At 69.2% G+C, this 15,493-nt stretch carries 15 protein-coding genes; 3 read left to right on the plus strand and 12 right to left on the minus strand.

Features of this window, described 5'->3' with window-relative positions; genetic code table 11:
* Positions 1-12 precede the first annotated feature (12 nt).
* On the plus strand, positions 13-1,206 hold the full coding sequence (locus AB0H76_RS29520; RefSeq protein ID WP_357330289.1) for a serine hydrolase domain-containing protein: 1,194 nt from the start codon (positions 13-15) through the stop codon (positions 1,204-1,206).
* 101 nt (positions 1,207-1,307) lie between these two features.
* Entirely contained in the window at positions 1,308-1,655 is a 348-nt protein-coding gene (locus AB0H76_RS29525) for a DUF1801 domain-containing protein (protein ID WP_357330290.1), read from the plus strand.
* Position 1,656: 1 nt separating this feature from the next.
* Here the strand turns inward: AB0H76_RS29525 and AB0H76_RS29530 are convergent, their stop codons facing one another.
* The 11 genes from AB0H76_RS29530 to AB0H76_RS29580 all read right to left on the minus strand — a co-directional run bounded on the left by AB0H76_RS29530 (position 1,657) and on the right by AB0H76_RS29580 (position 11,910).
* Positions 1,657-2,787: an NDMA-dependent alcohol dehydrogenase gene (locus AB0H76_RS29530; protein WP_357330291.1), complete on the minus strand. Its 1,131-nt coding sequence runs from the start codon at positions 2,785-2,787 to the stop codon at positions 1,657-1,659.
* 119 nt (positions 2,788-2,906) lie between these two features.
* Positions 2,907-3,479: a DinB family protein gene (locus AB0H76_RS29535; protein ID WP_357330292.1), complete on the minus strand. Its 573-nt coding sequence runs from the start codon at positions 3,477-3,479 to the stop codon at positions 2,907-2,909.
* A gap of 65 nt (positions 3,480-3,544) precedes the next feature.
* Complete coding sequence (locus AB0H76_RS29540; protein ID WP_357330293.1) at positions 3,545-5,269, minus strand: ABC transporter ATP-binding protein; 1,725 nt, start codon at positions 5,267-5,269, stop codon at positions 3,545-3,547.
* On the minus strand, positions 5,269-7,026 hold the full coding sequence (locus AB0H76_RS29545; protein WP_357330294.1) for an ABC transporter ATP-binding protein: 1,758 nt from the start codon (positions 7,024-7,026) through the stop codon (positions 5,269-5,271). Before AB0H76_RS29545 ends, AB0H76_RS29540 begins: the two co-directional genes overlap by 1 nt.
* 77 nt (positions 7,027-7,103) lie before the next feature.
* A complete protein-coding gene (locus AB0H76_RS29550; RefSeq protein WP_357330295.1) occupies positions 7,104-7,799 on the minus strand; it encodes a TetR/AcrR family transcriptional regulator in 696 nt (231 codons plus the stop codon).
* 26 nt (positions 7,800-7,825) lie between these two features.
* Entirely contained in the window at positions 7,826-7,963 is a 138-nt protein-coding gene (locus AB0H76_RS29555) for a hypothetical protein (protein ID WP_357330296.1), read from the minus strand.
* A 54-nt stretch (positions 7,964-8,017) separates the two neighbouring features.
* Positions 8,018-8,572: a hypothetical protein gene (locus AB0H76_RS29560; protein ID WP_357330297.1), complete on the minus strand. Its 555-nt coding sequence runs from the start codon at positions 8,570-8,572 to the stop codon at positions 8,018-8,020.
* An 81-nt stretch (positions 8,573-8,653) separates the two neighbouring features.
* A complete protein-coding gene (locus AB0H76_RS29565) occupies positions 8,654-10,015 on the minus strand; it encodes a serine hydrolase domain-containing protein (protein ID WP_357330298.1) in 1,362 nt (453 codons plus the stop codon).
* 17 nt (positions 10,016-10,032) lie between these two features.
* Positions 10,033-10,509, minus strand: coding sequence for a Clp protease N-terminal domain-containing protein (locus tag AB0H76_RS29570; protein WP_357330299.1), 477 nt, complete (start codon positions 10,507-10,509; stop codon positions 10,033-10,035).
* 3 nt (positions 10,510-10,512) lie between these two features.
* Positions 10,513-10,743 carry a hypothetical protein gene (locus AB0H76_RS29575; protein ID WP_357330300.1) on the minus strand — a complete coding sequence of 77 codons (231 nt, stop codon included), beginning with the start codon at positions 10,741-10,743 and terminating at the stop codon, positions 10,513-10,515.
* A 111-nt stretch (positions 10,744-10,854) separates the two neighbouring features.
* On the minus strand, positions 10,855-11,910 hold the full coding sequence (locus tag AB0H76_RS29580) for a phosphotransferase family protein (protein WP_357330301.1): 1,056 nt from the start codon (positions 11,908-11,910) through the stop codon (positions 10,855-10,857).
* Positions 11,911-11,998: 88 nt separating this feature from the next.
* Between AB0H76_RS29580 and pabB the strand changes: the two genes are divergently transcribed.
* The gene (gene pabB, locus AB0H76_RS29585) at positions 11,999-14,311 is read left to right on the plus strand and encodes an aminodeoxychorismate synthase component I (protein ID WP_357330302.1); all 2,313 of its coding nucleotides are present in this window, start codon (positions 11,999-12,001) and stop codon (positions 14,309-14,311) included.
* On the opposite strand, the gene AB0H76_RS29590 is transcribed toward pabB, so the two are convergent.
* The gene (locus AB0H76_RS29590) at positions 14,306-15,154 is read right to left on the minus strand and encodes a lysophospholipid acyltransferase family protein (RefSeq protein WP_357330303.1); all 849 of its coding nucleotides are present in this window, start codon (positions 15,152-15,154) and stop codon (positions 14,306-14,308) included. The two genes, pabB and AB0H76_RS29590, sit on opposite strands and share 6 nt — an antisense overlap.
* Positions 15,155-15,493: the final 339 nt, after the last annotated feature.

Raw genomic sequence — 15,493 nt, forward strand, 5'->3', positions numbered from 1 at the left:
CATCGACTCACTATGAGTGTGCGACCCCCGATCCACGGCGATGTGGAGGCCGGATTCGGCCCCGTCGCCGATGCTTTCCGCCGCAATTTCGACCAGCACGGCGAGATCGGCGCGGCCGTCGCCGTGTACGCGGGTGACCGGCCGGTGGTCGACCTGTGGGCCGGGCATCGCGACCGCCGGCGCACCAAGGCGTGGGAGCGCGAGACCATCGTGCCGGTGTTCTCCTCGACCAAGGGCATGGCCGCGTTCGTGGTCGCGGCGGCGGTCTCGCGCGGGCTGCTCGATTACGAGGCGCCGGTGGCGCGGTATTGGCCGGAATTCGCGGCACAGGGCAAGGGCTCGATCACCGTGCGCCAGCTCATCGATCATCAGGGCGGGCTGAGCGGGCTGGATCAGGTCGTCAAGCTGGATCAGGTCGCCGACCTGGACGGGCTCGCGAAGATTCTGGCGGCGCAGCGACCCGCGTGGAAGCCCGGTACGCGGCACGGCTATCACGCCATCACCCTGGGCCTGTATCAGGGCGAGCTGGTGCGTCGCGTCGATCCGGCGCACCGCTCGCTGGGCCGGATCTTCGCCGAGGACATCGTCGAACCGCTCGGCCTGGATTTCTTCATCGGCCTGCCCGCCGAGGAACCGATCGAGCGGGTCGCCCAGCTGGCCGCGACCGGCGGCCTGGACATCCTGCGCTACGAGCGCGATCTGCCGCTCCGGATCGGCGCGGAGGTCTACGCCAAGCGCGGGCACGCCTATGCGGCGCTGACGAATCCGCGCACCGGCGCACCGGCGCGGGCCGCACGGCGGGAATTCCTGGAGGTCGAACTGCCCGCGTCCAACGGCGTCGGCAACGCGCGTGCGCTGGCCCGGGTCTACGGCGCGGCCGCCGCGAAGACCGGCGCGCTGCCCATCGACAATGCTGTGCTGGAACAGCTTTCGTCCGCCGACACTGCCGACGACGTGCCCGCCTACGACCTGGTACTGCACACCAAGAGCCGATACCACCTCGGATTCCGCAAGTCGCGCGGCACGTTCCGCTTCGGCACCGACAAACGCGCCTACGGCACAACGGGTCTCGGCGGTTCCTTCGGCTTCGCCGACCCCGCAACGGGTCTGGGCTTCGGCTACACCATGAACCGGCTCGGCATGGCCGTGCTGGACGACGTCCGCAGCCGCAACCTGCGCGAGGCGCTGCTGCGCTGCAATCCCTGAGCGCGCGGCACGCCGATCCGGGCGCGATGCGGGCCCGGATCGGCGGCGGGGCGCGATACTGACCGCGACCGTGGTCGCCGATCAGGAATCGAGGGAGTCCCGTGGCCGAACAGCCCGCCGACATCGACAGCTACATCGCCGGCTTCGAGGAGCCGGTGCGCGACATCCTCGCCGGCATCCGCCGCACCATCGCGCAGGCGCTGCCCGCGGCGTCCGAGGCGATCAGCTACCAGATCCCGACATTCAAGCTCGACGGCCACAATGTCGTGCACTTCGCCGGGTGGAAGGGGCACGTGAGCCTGTATCCGATTCCGGCGGGCGACGCGGCCTTCGAGGAGGCGATCGCCCCGTACCGGGCCGGCAAGGGCACCTTGAAATTCGAGCTCGGCGAGCCGGTGCCCTACGACCTGATCGCTCAGGTCGCGACCCGGCTCGCCGCGCGCAGCTAAATCACCAGTCGTTCTCGGTGTAGCGGATGATGCCGCGAATGTTCTTGCCGTCCAGCATGTCCTTGTAGCCCTGGTTGATCTCCTCCAGCGAGTACTGGCGGGTGACCATGTCGTCCAGGTTGAGCTGGCCGGCCTTGTACAGCGCCAGCAGGCGCGGGGCGTCCTGACGGGCGTTGCCGCCGCCGAAGATGCAGCCCTTGACCGTCTTCTGCAGCATGGACAGCAGGAAGCTGTTCATCTTGACGTCGCCGTCTTCCATCCGGCCCATGGAGGTGATGACCATGGTGCCGGCCTTGCCGGTGAGGATCAGGCCCTCTTCGACGTAGCGGCCTTCCATCTCACCCATGGTGAGGATGACCTTCTCCGCCATCCGGCCCTCGGTGATGTCGATCATCGGCATGATCGCCTCGGCCATGCTCGGGTAGGTGTGCGTGGCGCCGAACTTCTGCGCCTGCTCCAGCTTCCACGGGTTCGGGTCGATGGCGATGACCTTGGAGGCGCCGGAGAGCACCGCGCCCTGCAGCGCGCTCATGCCGACGCCGCCGATGCCGACGATCACCGCGGTCTCGCCGGGCTGCACCTGCGCCACATGGGTGGAGGAGCCGAAGCCGGTGGGAACGCCGCAGCCAACCAGGCAGGCGACCTCGAACGGGATGCTCGGATCGATCTTCACCACCGAGGTGTGGTGCACCGTCATGTACGGCGCGAAGGTGCCCAGCAGGCACATCGGGATGACGTTCTCGCCGCGCGCCTGGATCCGGTAGGTGCCGTCACTGATGGCCTGGCCCATCAGCAGGCCCGCGCCCAGATCGCACAGCGCCATGTTGCCCGACACACAGGACGGACAGCGACCGCAGGCGGGGATGAAGGACAGGATCACATGATCGCCGACCTCCAGGTCCGCCGGGCAGTTCGGGCCCAGCTTGGTGATCACACCCGCACCCTCGTGCCCGCCCATGACCGGGTAGCCCGGCATCGGGGTCGCACCGGTGACGATGTGGTGGTCGGAGTGGCACATGCCGGCGGTTTCCATCCGGATCTGCACCTCGCCGGAAACCGGGTCACCGACCTCGATCTCCTCAACCGACCAATCCTGGTCGATCCCCCACAGGATCGCGCCCTTCGTCTTCATTCCTGTCGACCTCTCGCGTGCACGTGTACTGATGTGACTGCACACACACTACGAGAAAAGTAGAACTCGTTCTAGTGCCGGGGTGGAATTTCCTGGGCAGCGCCTGGTGAAGTGGGCTTTCAAGCCCGGACGTCGTGCGCGTGATGGACGACATCGTGCAGGAAGTAGATCGCCAGTGACTCTACGGTGAAACCCGAGCCGTCGCCGCGCCGAACGGCGAATCCAAGATCGGCGGCCGGCACGGATTCGATGGCGTGGGCGACGGATTCGGCCGCCTCGGCCAGTTCGGCGGCCACCACGGCGGGGTCCTGCGCACCGTAATCGTCGGCGAGCGCCGTGACGTCCTGGTCCCAATCGGAGAACAGCGGCAGGCCCTCGGCGCTGCCGGTTTCGGCGTCGAAGCCGGGCACCCGCGGGTCCACCGCCGCGCGACGCGCGGCGATGTCGGTGCGGTAGGCGAAGATGCGGCACACGTCGCGGACGTGCGCGGCATATTCCAGTGCCGACCAGGTGCTCGCGTCCGGCCGGACGGCGGCGTCGTCCCGGGTCAGGGCACCGGCCAGGCGGGCCGCGTAGTCGCGGGTCAGCCGGGGCACCTGGGCGTAGGCCGTCGCGGGTGCGTCGAAACCGCACTCCGGACAGGTCTTTTCCAGCACCCAGGTCCAGTTCTTGTCATCGGGGACGATAGCCATGCGAAGCACCTTATGCGTGGCGGAATATCTCTGGCCAGAGATATTCCGCCACGCGTCGTCGAGATTCAGCCGACCAGGCGCCAGCCCTGCGCGCGTTCGCGTTCCCGCCAGAAGTCCTGGTAGCGGCCGGGCCGGTCGATCAATTCGGTGTGCGTGCCGCGCTGGACGATGCCGCCCGCACCCAGGACCAGGATCTGGTCCGCGGTGGCGACGGTGTGCAGCCGGTGTGCGACGACCAGCAGGGTGCGCTGCTCGGCCAGGGTGCGCAGCGCGGCCGCCACGGCCGCCTCGTTGTCCGGATCGAGCGCGGCGGTGGCCTCGTCGAGCAGCACGATCGGGGCCTGCTTGATCAACGCGCGGGCGATCGACACCCGTTGCCGCTCACCGCCGGACAGGCTGACACCGCCCTCGCCGACCCGGGTCTCCCAGCCGTCGGGAAGCCGGTCGACGATCTCGTCGACGCGGGCCAGCCGGGCCGCCTCGCGCACTTCCGCGGGGGTGGCATCGGGACGGCCGATGCGGATATTGGCCTCGATGGTGTCGTCGAAGAGGTAGACGTCCTGGAACACCATGGCCAGCTGGCCCATCAGGGCCTCGGTGGACAGCTCGCGCACATCCACCCCGCCGACCCGCACGGCGCCCGAATCGACCTCCCAGAACCTGGCGACCAGCCGCAGCAGCGTGGTCTTGCCCGCGCCGGAGGGGCCGACGATGGCCGTGAGGGTGCCCGGCCGGGCGTCGAAAGTGATGTCGCGCAGCACCGTTCGTCCGTCGTAACCGAAATCGACCTGATCGAAGGCGATCTCGCCGGGCGCTACCGGCCGGGTCCGCGTGCCCTCGGGCAGCGGCGGGACGTCCAGCACCTCGTCGATGCGATCGAGGTTCTCCGCGGCCATGCGCAGGGCCGCCGCGTGGTCGACCAGCTCGAGCAGCGGGCCGGCGAACCGGGTGATGAGCACCAGCAGCGCGATCAATTCGGCGGCGTCGAGCGAACCGCCCAGGGCCAGCGTCACACCCACGGCCAGCAGCGCGAGGAAGGCGGCCTGCACGGCGACCGAGAAGAGGAGCAGGGCCGACACCGCGTTGCGATTCATCGCACCGTAGGCCTGGCGTTGCCCGGTCAGGGCGTCGTCGAGCAGGCGGTTGCTCTCCCCGCGCCGCCCGAAGGCCCGCAGGATCGGCTGGTTCTGCGCGAATTCGACGATGCGCCCGGCGGATTCGACGGCGGTGCGATCGATCGCGCCGAAGCTGCGCGCGATGGCGGTCTGCGCCATGCCGTGGGTGGCGACCAGCACGATCCCCGCGACGAGCAGGGCGGCGCCCAGCCGCCAGTCGAAGGCGAACATGCCGACGGCGACGACCGCGGGCGTGATCGCGCCGCTGACCACCGGCTGCATCAGGTGGGCGGGCACCGCGCCGATGCTCATGGTGCCCTGGGACACCGAATGGGTCAGGCGCCCGGTGCGATCGGTGCCGAACCAGCCCAGCGGCAGCCGCGTCAACTGGTCGCCGATGCGGTGGTGCATGCCCAGCAGCAGGTCGTTGGCGATCTGCTGACCGTCCATCGCCTGGGCGTAGAACACCACGGCCGTGGCGGCGGTGGTCGCGGCGAGCACCGCCAGCCAGGCGAGCGCGGTGTCGCGGTCACCGGCCAGCAGCGCGCGCAGCACGGGCACCACCAGCAGGACACACAGACCCTGCAAGACCGAGAACGCCACGATCAGCCCGAGCCAGCGCCGGAAGCGCGGCCGGTCGGCGGGGTCTACGAGACGGAACAGCTTGCGAATCATCAGAATTCCTTTCCCGACTGGGTGCGCCACAGGCGCGCGTACATGCCGTCGGCGGCGAGCAGGGCCTCGTGCCTGCCGGATTCGAGCACCCGGCCGCGGGACAGGACCACGATGCGGTCCGCACCGCGGATGGTGTGCAGGCGGTGCGCGATCACCAGCAGGGTGCGGCCGGCGACCAGGCGCGACAGCGCGTCCTGCACGGCCGCTTCGGATTCCGGGTCGGCGAAGGCGGTGGCCTCGTCGAGGACCAGCACCGGAGTGTCGGCCAGAAGCGCGCGGGCGATCGAGACCCGTTGCGCCTCACCGCCGGACAGGTGCGCGTCCGCGCCGATCTCGCTGTCGTAGCCGCGCGGCAGCGCCAGGATGCGCTCGTGGATCTGGGCGGTGCGGGCCGCGGCGTGGATCTCCGCGAGCTCGGCCTCGGGGCGGCCGAGCGCGATGTTGTCGCGAATCGTGGTGCGCAGCAGAGAGGTTTCCTGGAAGACGAAACCCACGCGGCGATAGAGGTCGGCCTCGGCCAGCTCCCGGATGTCGACGCCGCCGATCCGGATCGCCCCCTCGGTCACGTCCCAGAACCGCGGCAGCAACCGCGCCAGCGTCGACTTGCCCGAGCCGGACGGGCCCACCAGCGCCGTGACGGTGCCCGGGGCCAGATGCAGATCGATGCCGTCCAAGACCTGGGTGCGACCGTCGTAAGAGAAACGGACACTGTCGAATTCGATGTCCGCACCGGCCGGGGTCCGGGGTGTGGCGTCGCGGCGCAACTCGGGTGTCGCCAGCAACTCGGCGATCCGGCCCGCCGCCTCGGCCGCGGCCTGCATGGCCATGGCGCCGAAACCCAGCGCCATGATCGGCCCGCCGAGCCCGACCGCGAGCATGACGAAGGCGATGACCTCCACCGGATCCGCACGTAGCCAGATCCCGCCGGCCAGCGCGACGAGCAGCAGCATCGGCGGCGCGATCAGCGTGTTCGCGATCGACTCGAGGCGGCGCATCGGCCCCTGCCACTCGCCGAAGAACCGGGCCAGGTCGTCGCCCGCGCGCCGGTAGCGGTCCTGGGCGCGCCCGGCCTGCCCGAACGCCTTCACCACCGCGATGCCGTCGACGAATTCGACGGCCGCGGCGTTGACCTTGTCGAATTCCGCGCTCAGTCGCTTCATCTGCGCGCCGCCGTCGCGCAACTCGAAGGCCGTGGCGGCGAACCACAATCCCAGCGGGACCAGGCAGATCAGCGCGAGCCGCCAGTCCAGGACGAACAGGTAGCCGATCGCCACCAGCGGGGTGACGAGCGCGGCCACCAGGTCGTTGAGCGCGTGCGCGACCGCGTGGTGGATCGCGCCGACGTCGTCGGCGAGTACCCGCTTCACCCGCCCGGAGCTGCGCTCGGTGAACCAGCCCAGCGCCACCCCGCCCAGCCGATCGGCCATGCGCCGCCGGATCCGCAAGCCGAGATCGGCGTCGGCGATGTGACTGATCGTGTAAGCGGCTGCGGTACAGAGGGTTCGGAGCACGAAGCCGCCGACGGCGATCGCGACCCAGGTCCACACCGCGGCCCGGTCCGCGCCGCCGAGGAGTTCGCGGGCGATCTCGACGACCGCGATGTAGGGCGCGAGTCCGGCCAGCGCGCCCACCAGTTGCAGCACGCCCGCCGCCGCGAGGCGACCGCGGACGGGCGCGAGCACCACCTTCAACCCGCCGGGTTTCGCTTTCGGCGGTTCTTCCTCGACCGTGACCGGATCCACCAGCGCAATACTCATCGGACTCCCCGCAAATTAGATCAGTGTTCTAATTTGCAGTGTAGCGAGGACTCCGACTGCGGTACAGAGGGTTCGGGTTACAGCGCCGCGGAGCGGATCAGCTCGAGGCGGGCCGACATGCCGTCGAGCATCCGTGCCAAGGCGTATCGGCACTGCTCGCGGTGCGCCACATCGCGCTCGGCGGGATCGCCGACGTAGCGGCGCACCATGCGCAGCATTTCCTGCGCACCCGGCCCGGCATCCGGATGCGCCGTCAGCAGGGCTTCCAGCCCGGCCATCCCCCGCTCCCCCGCGTCACTGGACCGCTGGTCACCGAGCGCGATCAACCCGAGGCAGGTGTTGAACGCCGTCGAGAACGCGATCGCGGCCTCCGCACCCCACCCCGCCTCGAGCATCCGCGACATCCCCGCGTCCAGCGACGGCAGCAACTGCTCGGTCTGCGGCCCGTTGCGCAGCAACCAGGTCGCGGTGCCCGGATACCGGGACAGATGCTCGATGACCTGCGACAGGATCCCGTGCAAGAGCGCACGCCAATCGGGTTCGTCCAGCCGCAACTCGAACTCGGCGAAGATCCGATCGATCACCGCCGCGCTCACCCGCTGCCGATCCCCCACATGGTGATAGATCACCGACAGCGACGTATCCAACCGCGCGGTCAGATCCCGCATACTCCACCCGTCGAGCCCCCGCTCCGCCGTCAACCCCAGTGCGGCCTCGACGATCACCCCCCGCGACAGACCGGTCTTGTACGCCCGCCGAGCACCCTTCGTCACAGCTCGACCCTAGCGAGCGCGGGCGGCTACTCCGCGCCGGCGGCCTCGTGCTCGCCCTCGCACCACTGCTCGGCCGGGACCAGAGCGCGGACCTCGGCGACGTGCTCGCCGCAGCCGTCCCATGTCGTCTTCCCGCAGCTGGCGCAGGTGACCGGATAACACATCAGTCGTCCTCCAAACGGTCGTCGGTGATCGCGAGCCAGCGTACCGGCGGGCGCTCAGGCGTCCGGATGGGAACCGGTTTCGTCGCGGCGCAGCCAGTCGCCGAGCAGGTCGACGAGCGGGTCGACGGCTTCCCGCTGAACCAGGGTTTCGTAGAGGCGGCGCGAGGCCACGGTGCGGGAGTCGTAGGGACCGAAGACCGCTTCACGGCCTTGCACGGCGATGGACGCGTGGGGCAGCGCCTCGGCGGTCCGGTCGGTCCAGCCGAGCACCTCGGCCAGTTTGTGGTGCCAGTGCAGCGCGTTGTCGCTCAGCGGCCCCTCGAGCTCGGAGCATTGCAGCAGCATGTCGCGGATCGGCGGGATCGCCGCGGGATGGGACCCGGCGGCGAGCAGCCGGTAGATCCGGTCGACCTTGCGGCGCGCGGCGCGATGCGCCCAGAGCCCGCTCAGCACGCCGAGCACCACGAAAACGACGGCGAAAAGGCCCAGATCGACCCACGGCCGCGGCCACGAGTCCGCGGCGAAACGGTCCAGCAGCCATTTGAGGCCGATGGCCAAGCCGAGCCAGAAAACGAATTGAACAGAAAAAGTACGTGCGGAAATCCGCATCGCCAACCCCCCGGTCGCGGTGGCGCGGTGTCCTCGCGCCTACGCCGACGATCCCACGGCCGGCCCGGCGGGACAAGGGATTTAGGTCCGGGGGTGGACCCGGCAATTGGTGTGCAGGTAGCGGGCCCGGCCGTCCTGGAAGTCGTAGATCGCGACGGTTTGCGGGTCCTCCAGCGGGTCCGCGGACGGCATGAGGAAGTGGGTCTGCGAGATCGGCAGGAGTTCGTAGCGGAGGTGATCGGGTTTGCCGAGGAACCGGGCGTGCATCGGATCGAGCGCGAGAGTCAGGAACAGGCGATCGGCTTCGGCGTGCACGACGTACTCGGTGCCGGGGCGGGCGTAGACGCCTTCGTAGCGGGCGAGTTCGAGGACCAGACCCGGGTCCGGCTTCGGCAGCGGCGGGAGTGCGGGCAGGCCGAGGTCGGCCAGGATTTCCTGGAAAACCTTCTGGTAGAAAGTTTCTCGCGGTCCACCGTTGGTGAGCAGGGCGATAGCGGTGCCGGATTCGGGCAGGATGCGCAGCCGGGCGTTCTGGCCGATGGTGCTCCCGTCGGTGGCGTAGACGGTGTGGCCGGACCAGTCGCAGATGATCAGGCCCAGCGCCCATTCCGGGCCGAACAGGTAGGGGTCCGGGACCGGGACCCGCGAGGTGGTCATCTCCCGGATGGCGGCCGGGGAGACGATCCGGACGCCGTTGGGCGCCACCCCGTCGTGCAAGAAGACGTGCGCCAGGGCGAGCAGATCGCGCATCGTGCCGGTGAAGTTCCCGCCGGGCCCGTAGCACCGGAGCAGGTAGGGCACCGGGGAAACGATCGGGCCCTCGTCGAGCGAGCGGAGCAGATGGCCGGTGGCCGCGCGAGCGGGGTCGACGTCTTCGTGCCAGGTGCTGGTGTCGGACAGGCCCATCGGGGTCAGGAGGCGGTCGCGCACGAGTTCGTCCCAGGGGCGGCCGTCCAGAACTTCCATCAGCCGGGCCAGCAGCGCATAGCCCAATGCCGTGCTGTAGCCGTGGGTTTCGCCCAGCGGGAAGACCTGGGGCGCGCCGGCCAGCTCGGCGACCATGCGGGCGTACACATCCGGCTCTTCGCCCGGGTCACCGAAGGCTTCCTCGATCCCGTGCGTGTGGTTCAGCAGCTGACGCGGGGTGACCCGCGCGCTCACCTCCGCGTCCGCCACCGAGAATTCGGGCAGGTGCTCCCGGATCGGATCGTCCAAGCCGATCCGGCCCGCGTCGACGAACTGCATGAAGGCCAGGGCGGTAAAGGTTTTGGTGATCGAGCCGAACTGATAGACGGTGCCGGTGGTCGCGGGCTCCCCGGTCGTCACGTCCTTGACGCCGGTGGCGAATTCGGTGATCTGCCCGTCGTGCAGCACGCCGAGCACCGCGCTGGGAATTCCGTACTCCGACAACAGCTCCCGGATACGGGTCGAGTCGAACTGCATGATGCTGTTTCCGATCGTCAGGCTTCGGTGAGGGCTTCGCGGACCCGGGTGATCAGCGCGGCGCGGTCGATCCCCGCGAAAGTCAGTGCCCGCGGCACCGTGCCGACCTCGCCCTGCAGGATTGCCAGCAGCAGATTCGCCGGGCGCAGTGCGCCTTTGGCGTAGGCGCCGGCCATCCGGTCGATCGTGAGCTTGCCGGTCGCGCCGATCGTGGGCGATTTGGCCGCGGCGGGGCTGGGGCCGGGCAGGTTCGCGGTCGAGACGCCGGCGACCGCGAGACTCTGCTCGAATTCGCGGTCCAGCGCGGCACGAATCGCCTGCGGGTCCAAGCCGGCGGCGGCCAGCAGGCGCTGCGGCTCGGTGCCGTCCTGAGCGGCGATCGCCAGCAGCAGATGCGGCGCTTCGATCGTCGTCGATCCGTCCCGGCACGCTTCTTCGCCGCCCCGCACGAGGACCGCGTGCAGATACTTGTCGAACTCATGGTTGCCGAACATCGTTCAGCGCCTCCTCAACCGGACACCGGCGGCGATCAGCCGCTTGGCGTGTTTCTTGTGCACCGCCTGGCGGGTGACGCCGAGCGCCTCGGCCACCTGGGGCCAGCCCCAGCCCGACCGCAACGCCTCCTCGACGGCGAGATCTTCCAGCCGATCGGCCAGGCGGCGCAACGCGACAGCGGCCGCGAGACGCCCGGCGGGATCGGTGGAGTCGGGGATTTCCAGGTCGGCCATGCAAGCAACCTTAGTTGACAATCTTCGAGTTAGTCAACCAAAGTTGCTAACCCGGAAAACGAAAAATCCGGCCCTGCTAGCCAGGGCCGGATTCGCCGCGAAGTGCGAGACCTACTGCATGACGCGATGCGCCCGCTCGAAGAGTTCGAGGGTGCACGCGTGCAGGAAGTCGCCGATCTGCTTGGGCGCCTTGCCCGCGAACGCGCGAGCGTAGGTGCCCTCCAGGACGATGCCGAGCTTGAAGCAGGCCAGCACGGTGTACCAATCGACGGCGCTCAGGTCGCGATCGGAGAATTTCCCATAGTGGGCGACCATCTCCGCCGGCGTGGGCAGCCCGCCCGCCGAACCGAGCTTGCCGGTCAGCGAGCCGATGACGCTGCCGGGTTCGGGCCGGGTCGCGATCTGCCAGCCGAGATCGAGCAGCGGGTCACCGATGGTGGACATCTCCCAATCGACCATGGCCGCGACCTGCGGCTTGTCGTATTCGAACATCATGTTGGCCAGATGGCAGTCACCGTGCAGGATGCCGGGCCGCCACGCCGACGGCCGGTTGCGCTCGAGCCAGTCGCCGACCTCGCGCACGCCCGGAATCTGCGGGCCGGGGTAGCCCTCGTTGGCCGAGTACGAGTCGAGCTCGCCCAGCCAGCGCGGCACCTGCCGCTCCAGGAAGCCCTCGGGCTTGCCGTAGTCGGCCAGGCCGAGCTTCTCGTAGTCGAGCATGCCGAGCTGGGCGATGGATTCCACCGCGGACAGGCCCATCTCGCGCCGGGCCGCCGGGTCGTCGGCGTATCGCTCGGGCAGTTCGTTCTGCGGGTTGAAGCCGGTGATCGGCTCCATCAGATAGAAGACGGCGCCGAGCACGGACTCGTCGGGACAGGCGGCGATGACCCGCGGCGCGCGGATCCCGGCGCCGTCGAGCGCGCCCAGCAGCCGGGCCTCGCGGCGGATCACCTCGTTGCTCTTGGCCCGCAGATGCTTCGGGCCGCGCCGCAGCACGTACTCGCGCCCGCCGCGCGCGAAGCGCAGCATGATGTTCTGGGTGCCGCCGCCCAGCTCACGCACCTCCTCGAACGCCCCGCCGGGCAGGCCCTGCTCGTCCATCCACTTCCCGACGACGGCGAAATCGACGACGTCAGGATCCACTCCGACCGGTTGCGCTTGCTGCATCCCCACATTGTGCACCACGGGTCCGCAGTAACTGAAGGCAAGTGACAACAGTTCGCACGCCCGGGCTCGGCGTAGGGTTTTGCACACCATGCGCACGCTGCTCATCGACAACTACGACTCGTTCACCTACAACCTTTATCAGCTGATCAGTGAGGTGAACGGGGTCGAACCGACCGTCGTGCGCAACGATGCCGCGGCGAGCGTGGCCGAGCTGGGGCTCGAAGCCTTCGACAATGTGGTCATCTCGCCCGGGCCGGGCCGGCCCGACGTGGCCCGCGATATCGGCATCTCCGCGGCGGTGCTCCGGGAGACGGCGTTGCCGCTGCTCGGAGTGTGCCTCGGACATCAGGGCATCGTTGTAGCCGCGGGCGGCACGGTCGGGCGCGCCCCCGCCGCCCGGCACGGATACCTGGATCAGGTGCACCACGATCAGCGGGATCTGTTCGCGGGGCTGCCGCAGGAATTCACGGTGGTGCGCTACCACTCGCTGTGCGCGCTGGAACCACTGCCCGCGGAGCTCGAGATCACCGCCACTACCTCCGATGGCGTCATCATGGGGATCCGGCACCGCACCCGGCCGCAGTGGGGCGTGCAGTTCCACCCCGAGTCGATCGCCGGGGACCACGGCGCCGCGCTGCTCCGCAACTTCGCCGAACTGACTGCCGCGCATCGGATTTCGCAGCCTCGCAGCTCGCGGTCCGCCGGCGTTCGAGCGGCCGGGGGTGGGACTGCGCTTCGTGCGGCCTGCGCCGAAACAACGGGGCCGTCGACCTCCGTCCTCGACGGAACGCCGCTCCCCGAACCCGGCTTGCTCACGCACACCGCCGCCCCCGAGATCGGCCCCGGCACCGTCCCCGGCGGGTGGCAGCCACTGCTGGACGACCCGCCCGAAAGCCCTTATCGACTAGGCGAACTCGGCCGGCCGTGGCAGGTACGCCATCAAGTCATCGAACGGGCGATCGACGCCGAGGCGGCGTTCCTGCGGCTCTACCGCGAGTCCGGCACGGCTTTCTGGCTCGACAGCGAGCATGTCGAACCGGGCCTGGACCGCTTCTCCTTCCTCGGCGATGCCAGCGGGCCGTACGCGGAGGTGGTGCGATACCGGGTCGGCGACGGGTCCGTCGTCGTCGAGACCGCGGACGGCGAACGGCGCACCGTACCCGGCGACGTGCTCACCCACCTGGCCCAGAAACTGCGTTGGCGCGAGGCCGAAATCCCGGACCTGCCCTTCGATTTCGCGTGCGGATACGTCGGATACCTGGGGTACGAGGTGAAAGCCGACTGCGGCGCGCACGCGGCGCACCGATCCGCGGTGCCGGACGCGCAGTGGATCTTCGCCGACCGGCTCGTCGTGGTCGACCACGTGACCGGCCAGACCCACCTGCTCGCCCTCACCGATCCCGGCTCCGAAGTCGCGCGCGACGCCACCGCGGATTGGCTACGCGATACCGCCGAGGCGCTGGAATCGCTGCCGACGTGGGCGAATCCACCCGAACTCGCGGTGGACTCCGACCTCGGCGCGGTCGAGGGTCTGCTCACCCGCGGCCGCGAGCAGTACCTCGCGGACATCGCGGCGTGCCTGGACAAGCTCCGGGCGGGCGAGTCCTACGAGATCTGCCTGACCGACAGTGTCACCGTCGCCGCGGACGACTCGGACGGCCTGGACTTCTACCGCACGCTGCGCCGCTGCAACCCCGCCCCGTACGCGGCCTACCTGCGCTTCGACGATCTCGAAATCGCTTGCTCCTCACCGGAACGCTTCCTCAAGATCGATCGGGCGCGCACGGTGGAGAGCAAGCCGATCAAGGGCACCGCACCGCGCGGCGCGACACCCGCCGAAGACGAGCGCCTGCGCCGCGAGCTGGCCGCCGACCCGAAAACGCGGGCGGAGAACCTGATGATCGTCGACCTGCTGCGCAACGATCTGGGCCGGGTCTGCCAGATCGGCAGCGTGCACGTCCCGAAGCTGATGGCCACCGAGACGTATACGACACTGCACCAACTGGTTTCGACCGTGCGCGGCACCCTGCGCGCCGACGTCGACGTGATCGACTGCGTCCGAGCGTGTTTCCCCGGCGGATCGATGACCGGCGCCCCGAAACTACGCACCATGGAGATCATCGACGAACTGGAAACCGAAGCGCGCGGTGTCTATTCGGGCACCATCGGCTTCCTCGGGCTCGGCGGCACGGCCGACCTGAACATCGTCATCCGCACCGCCGTCCGGCACGACGGCCACTGGCGCATCGGCGCGGGCGGCGCCATCGTGCTGGACTCCACCCCCGAGTCCGAGTACCACGAGGTACTCCTCAAAGCCGCCGCCACCTATCGCGCCCTGCACCGCGGAACCGGCGACGGTGGCCCCGCGGCCGATGCCGCCACCGGTTCCGGCCGATCATGAAACCAGTTCGGCCAGTGCCGAGAAGGGCCCCGGGAGGGCGGCCAGATGGTTCTTGATGCCGGTGGCGATGGGGTTGGGTGTGGCGGCGCGCAGCCGGTCGAGTTCGGTTTGCATGGTGCCGACCGTGTCGTCGTAATAGGACTCGACCAGGGCGGTGTCGTCGGGGTCGCCCGGCTGGGTCGACCAGTCCAGGGCGGGTAGGAAGCTCACGTCGACGGTGGCCGGCAGCGGCAGCTGCGGGACGATCGGGGCGACGCCGAAGGGCACGCCCACGGTGTAGGGAAAGACCTTCGCGCGGAACAGTTTGTCGAGTTGCAGCAGCTTGGCGCTGCGTTCGCCACGACTGAGCACGAAGATGGAATCGTGGCCGCCGTTGGCGACGGCCGGGATCACCGGGACGCCCATTTCCAGGGCGAGGCGGATGAAGCCCTTGCGGCCCGCGAAATCGATCTTGGCGCGATCGGTCCAGGGGCGGCAGGCTTCCCAGTCCCCACCCGGGTAGACCATGACCGCGCCGCCGTCCTTGATGCCCGCCGCGGCGGCGTCCCGATTGGCCGGGATGACGCCGAACTGCCGGATGGAGTCCCCGAAGATCGGCGTGTTCAGGATGACGTCGTGTGCCACCCCGAACGAGGGTTCGACCGGCCGGCGCTCCAGCATCGCCATGAAGGTGATCCATACCTCCGGCATCCAGTAGATCGACGAGTGGTTGCCGATCACCAGCGCGGGGCCCGACGTGGGCAGATTCTCGATGCCCGTGACGGTGGGCGTGAAGTAGTTCGTGTAGGCGCGAGCCGCGACGAACAGCGGGTGGTTCAGGTGATTCTGCTTGGTTTCGCTCATAGTGCCGTCCTTGATCGGTCACGATGCCGGAGAAACGGCGGCGGCCCACGACGACACGTAAAGCTGAATTGTCCCCGGTCACATCCCCATTGATATCTCCGACGGTCTCGCCTCGACGCGGACCCGAACGGCGTGCTGGTCGCGGCCTCTCGACCGTTCCCCGACACCTCCTCCTGCCCCTCCGACGTTACCAAGCCAAGCAATTGCTTGGTAGCGATTGTGCGATAGTCAACATCCCCGCCAATCCCCCGGCGACCCAGCCGATCCTGTGCGAGACCGGCCGCAGCGCCGAGTGAACGGGTCGGGGAATTCGGCGTGTCGGTGGGTCGTGGCAGTATT

It is taken from the genome of Nocardia sp. NPDC050712 (genome assembly GCF_040654295.1).
Classification (GTDB): Bacteria; Actinomycetota; Actinomycetes; order Mycobacteriales; family Mycobacteriaceae; genus Nocardia.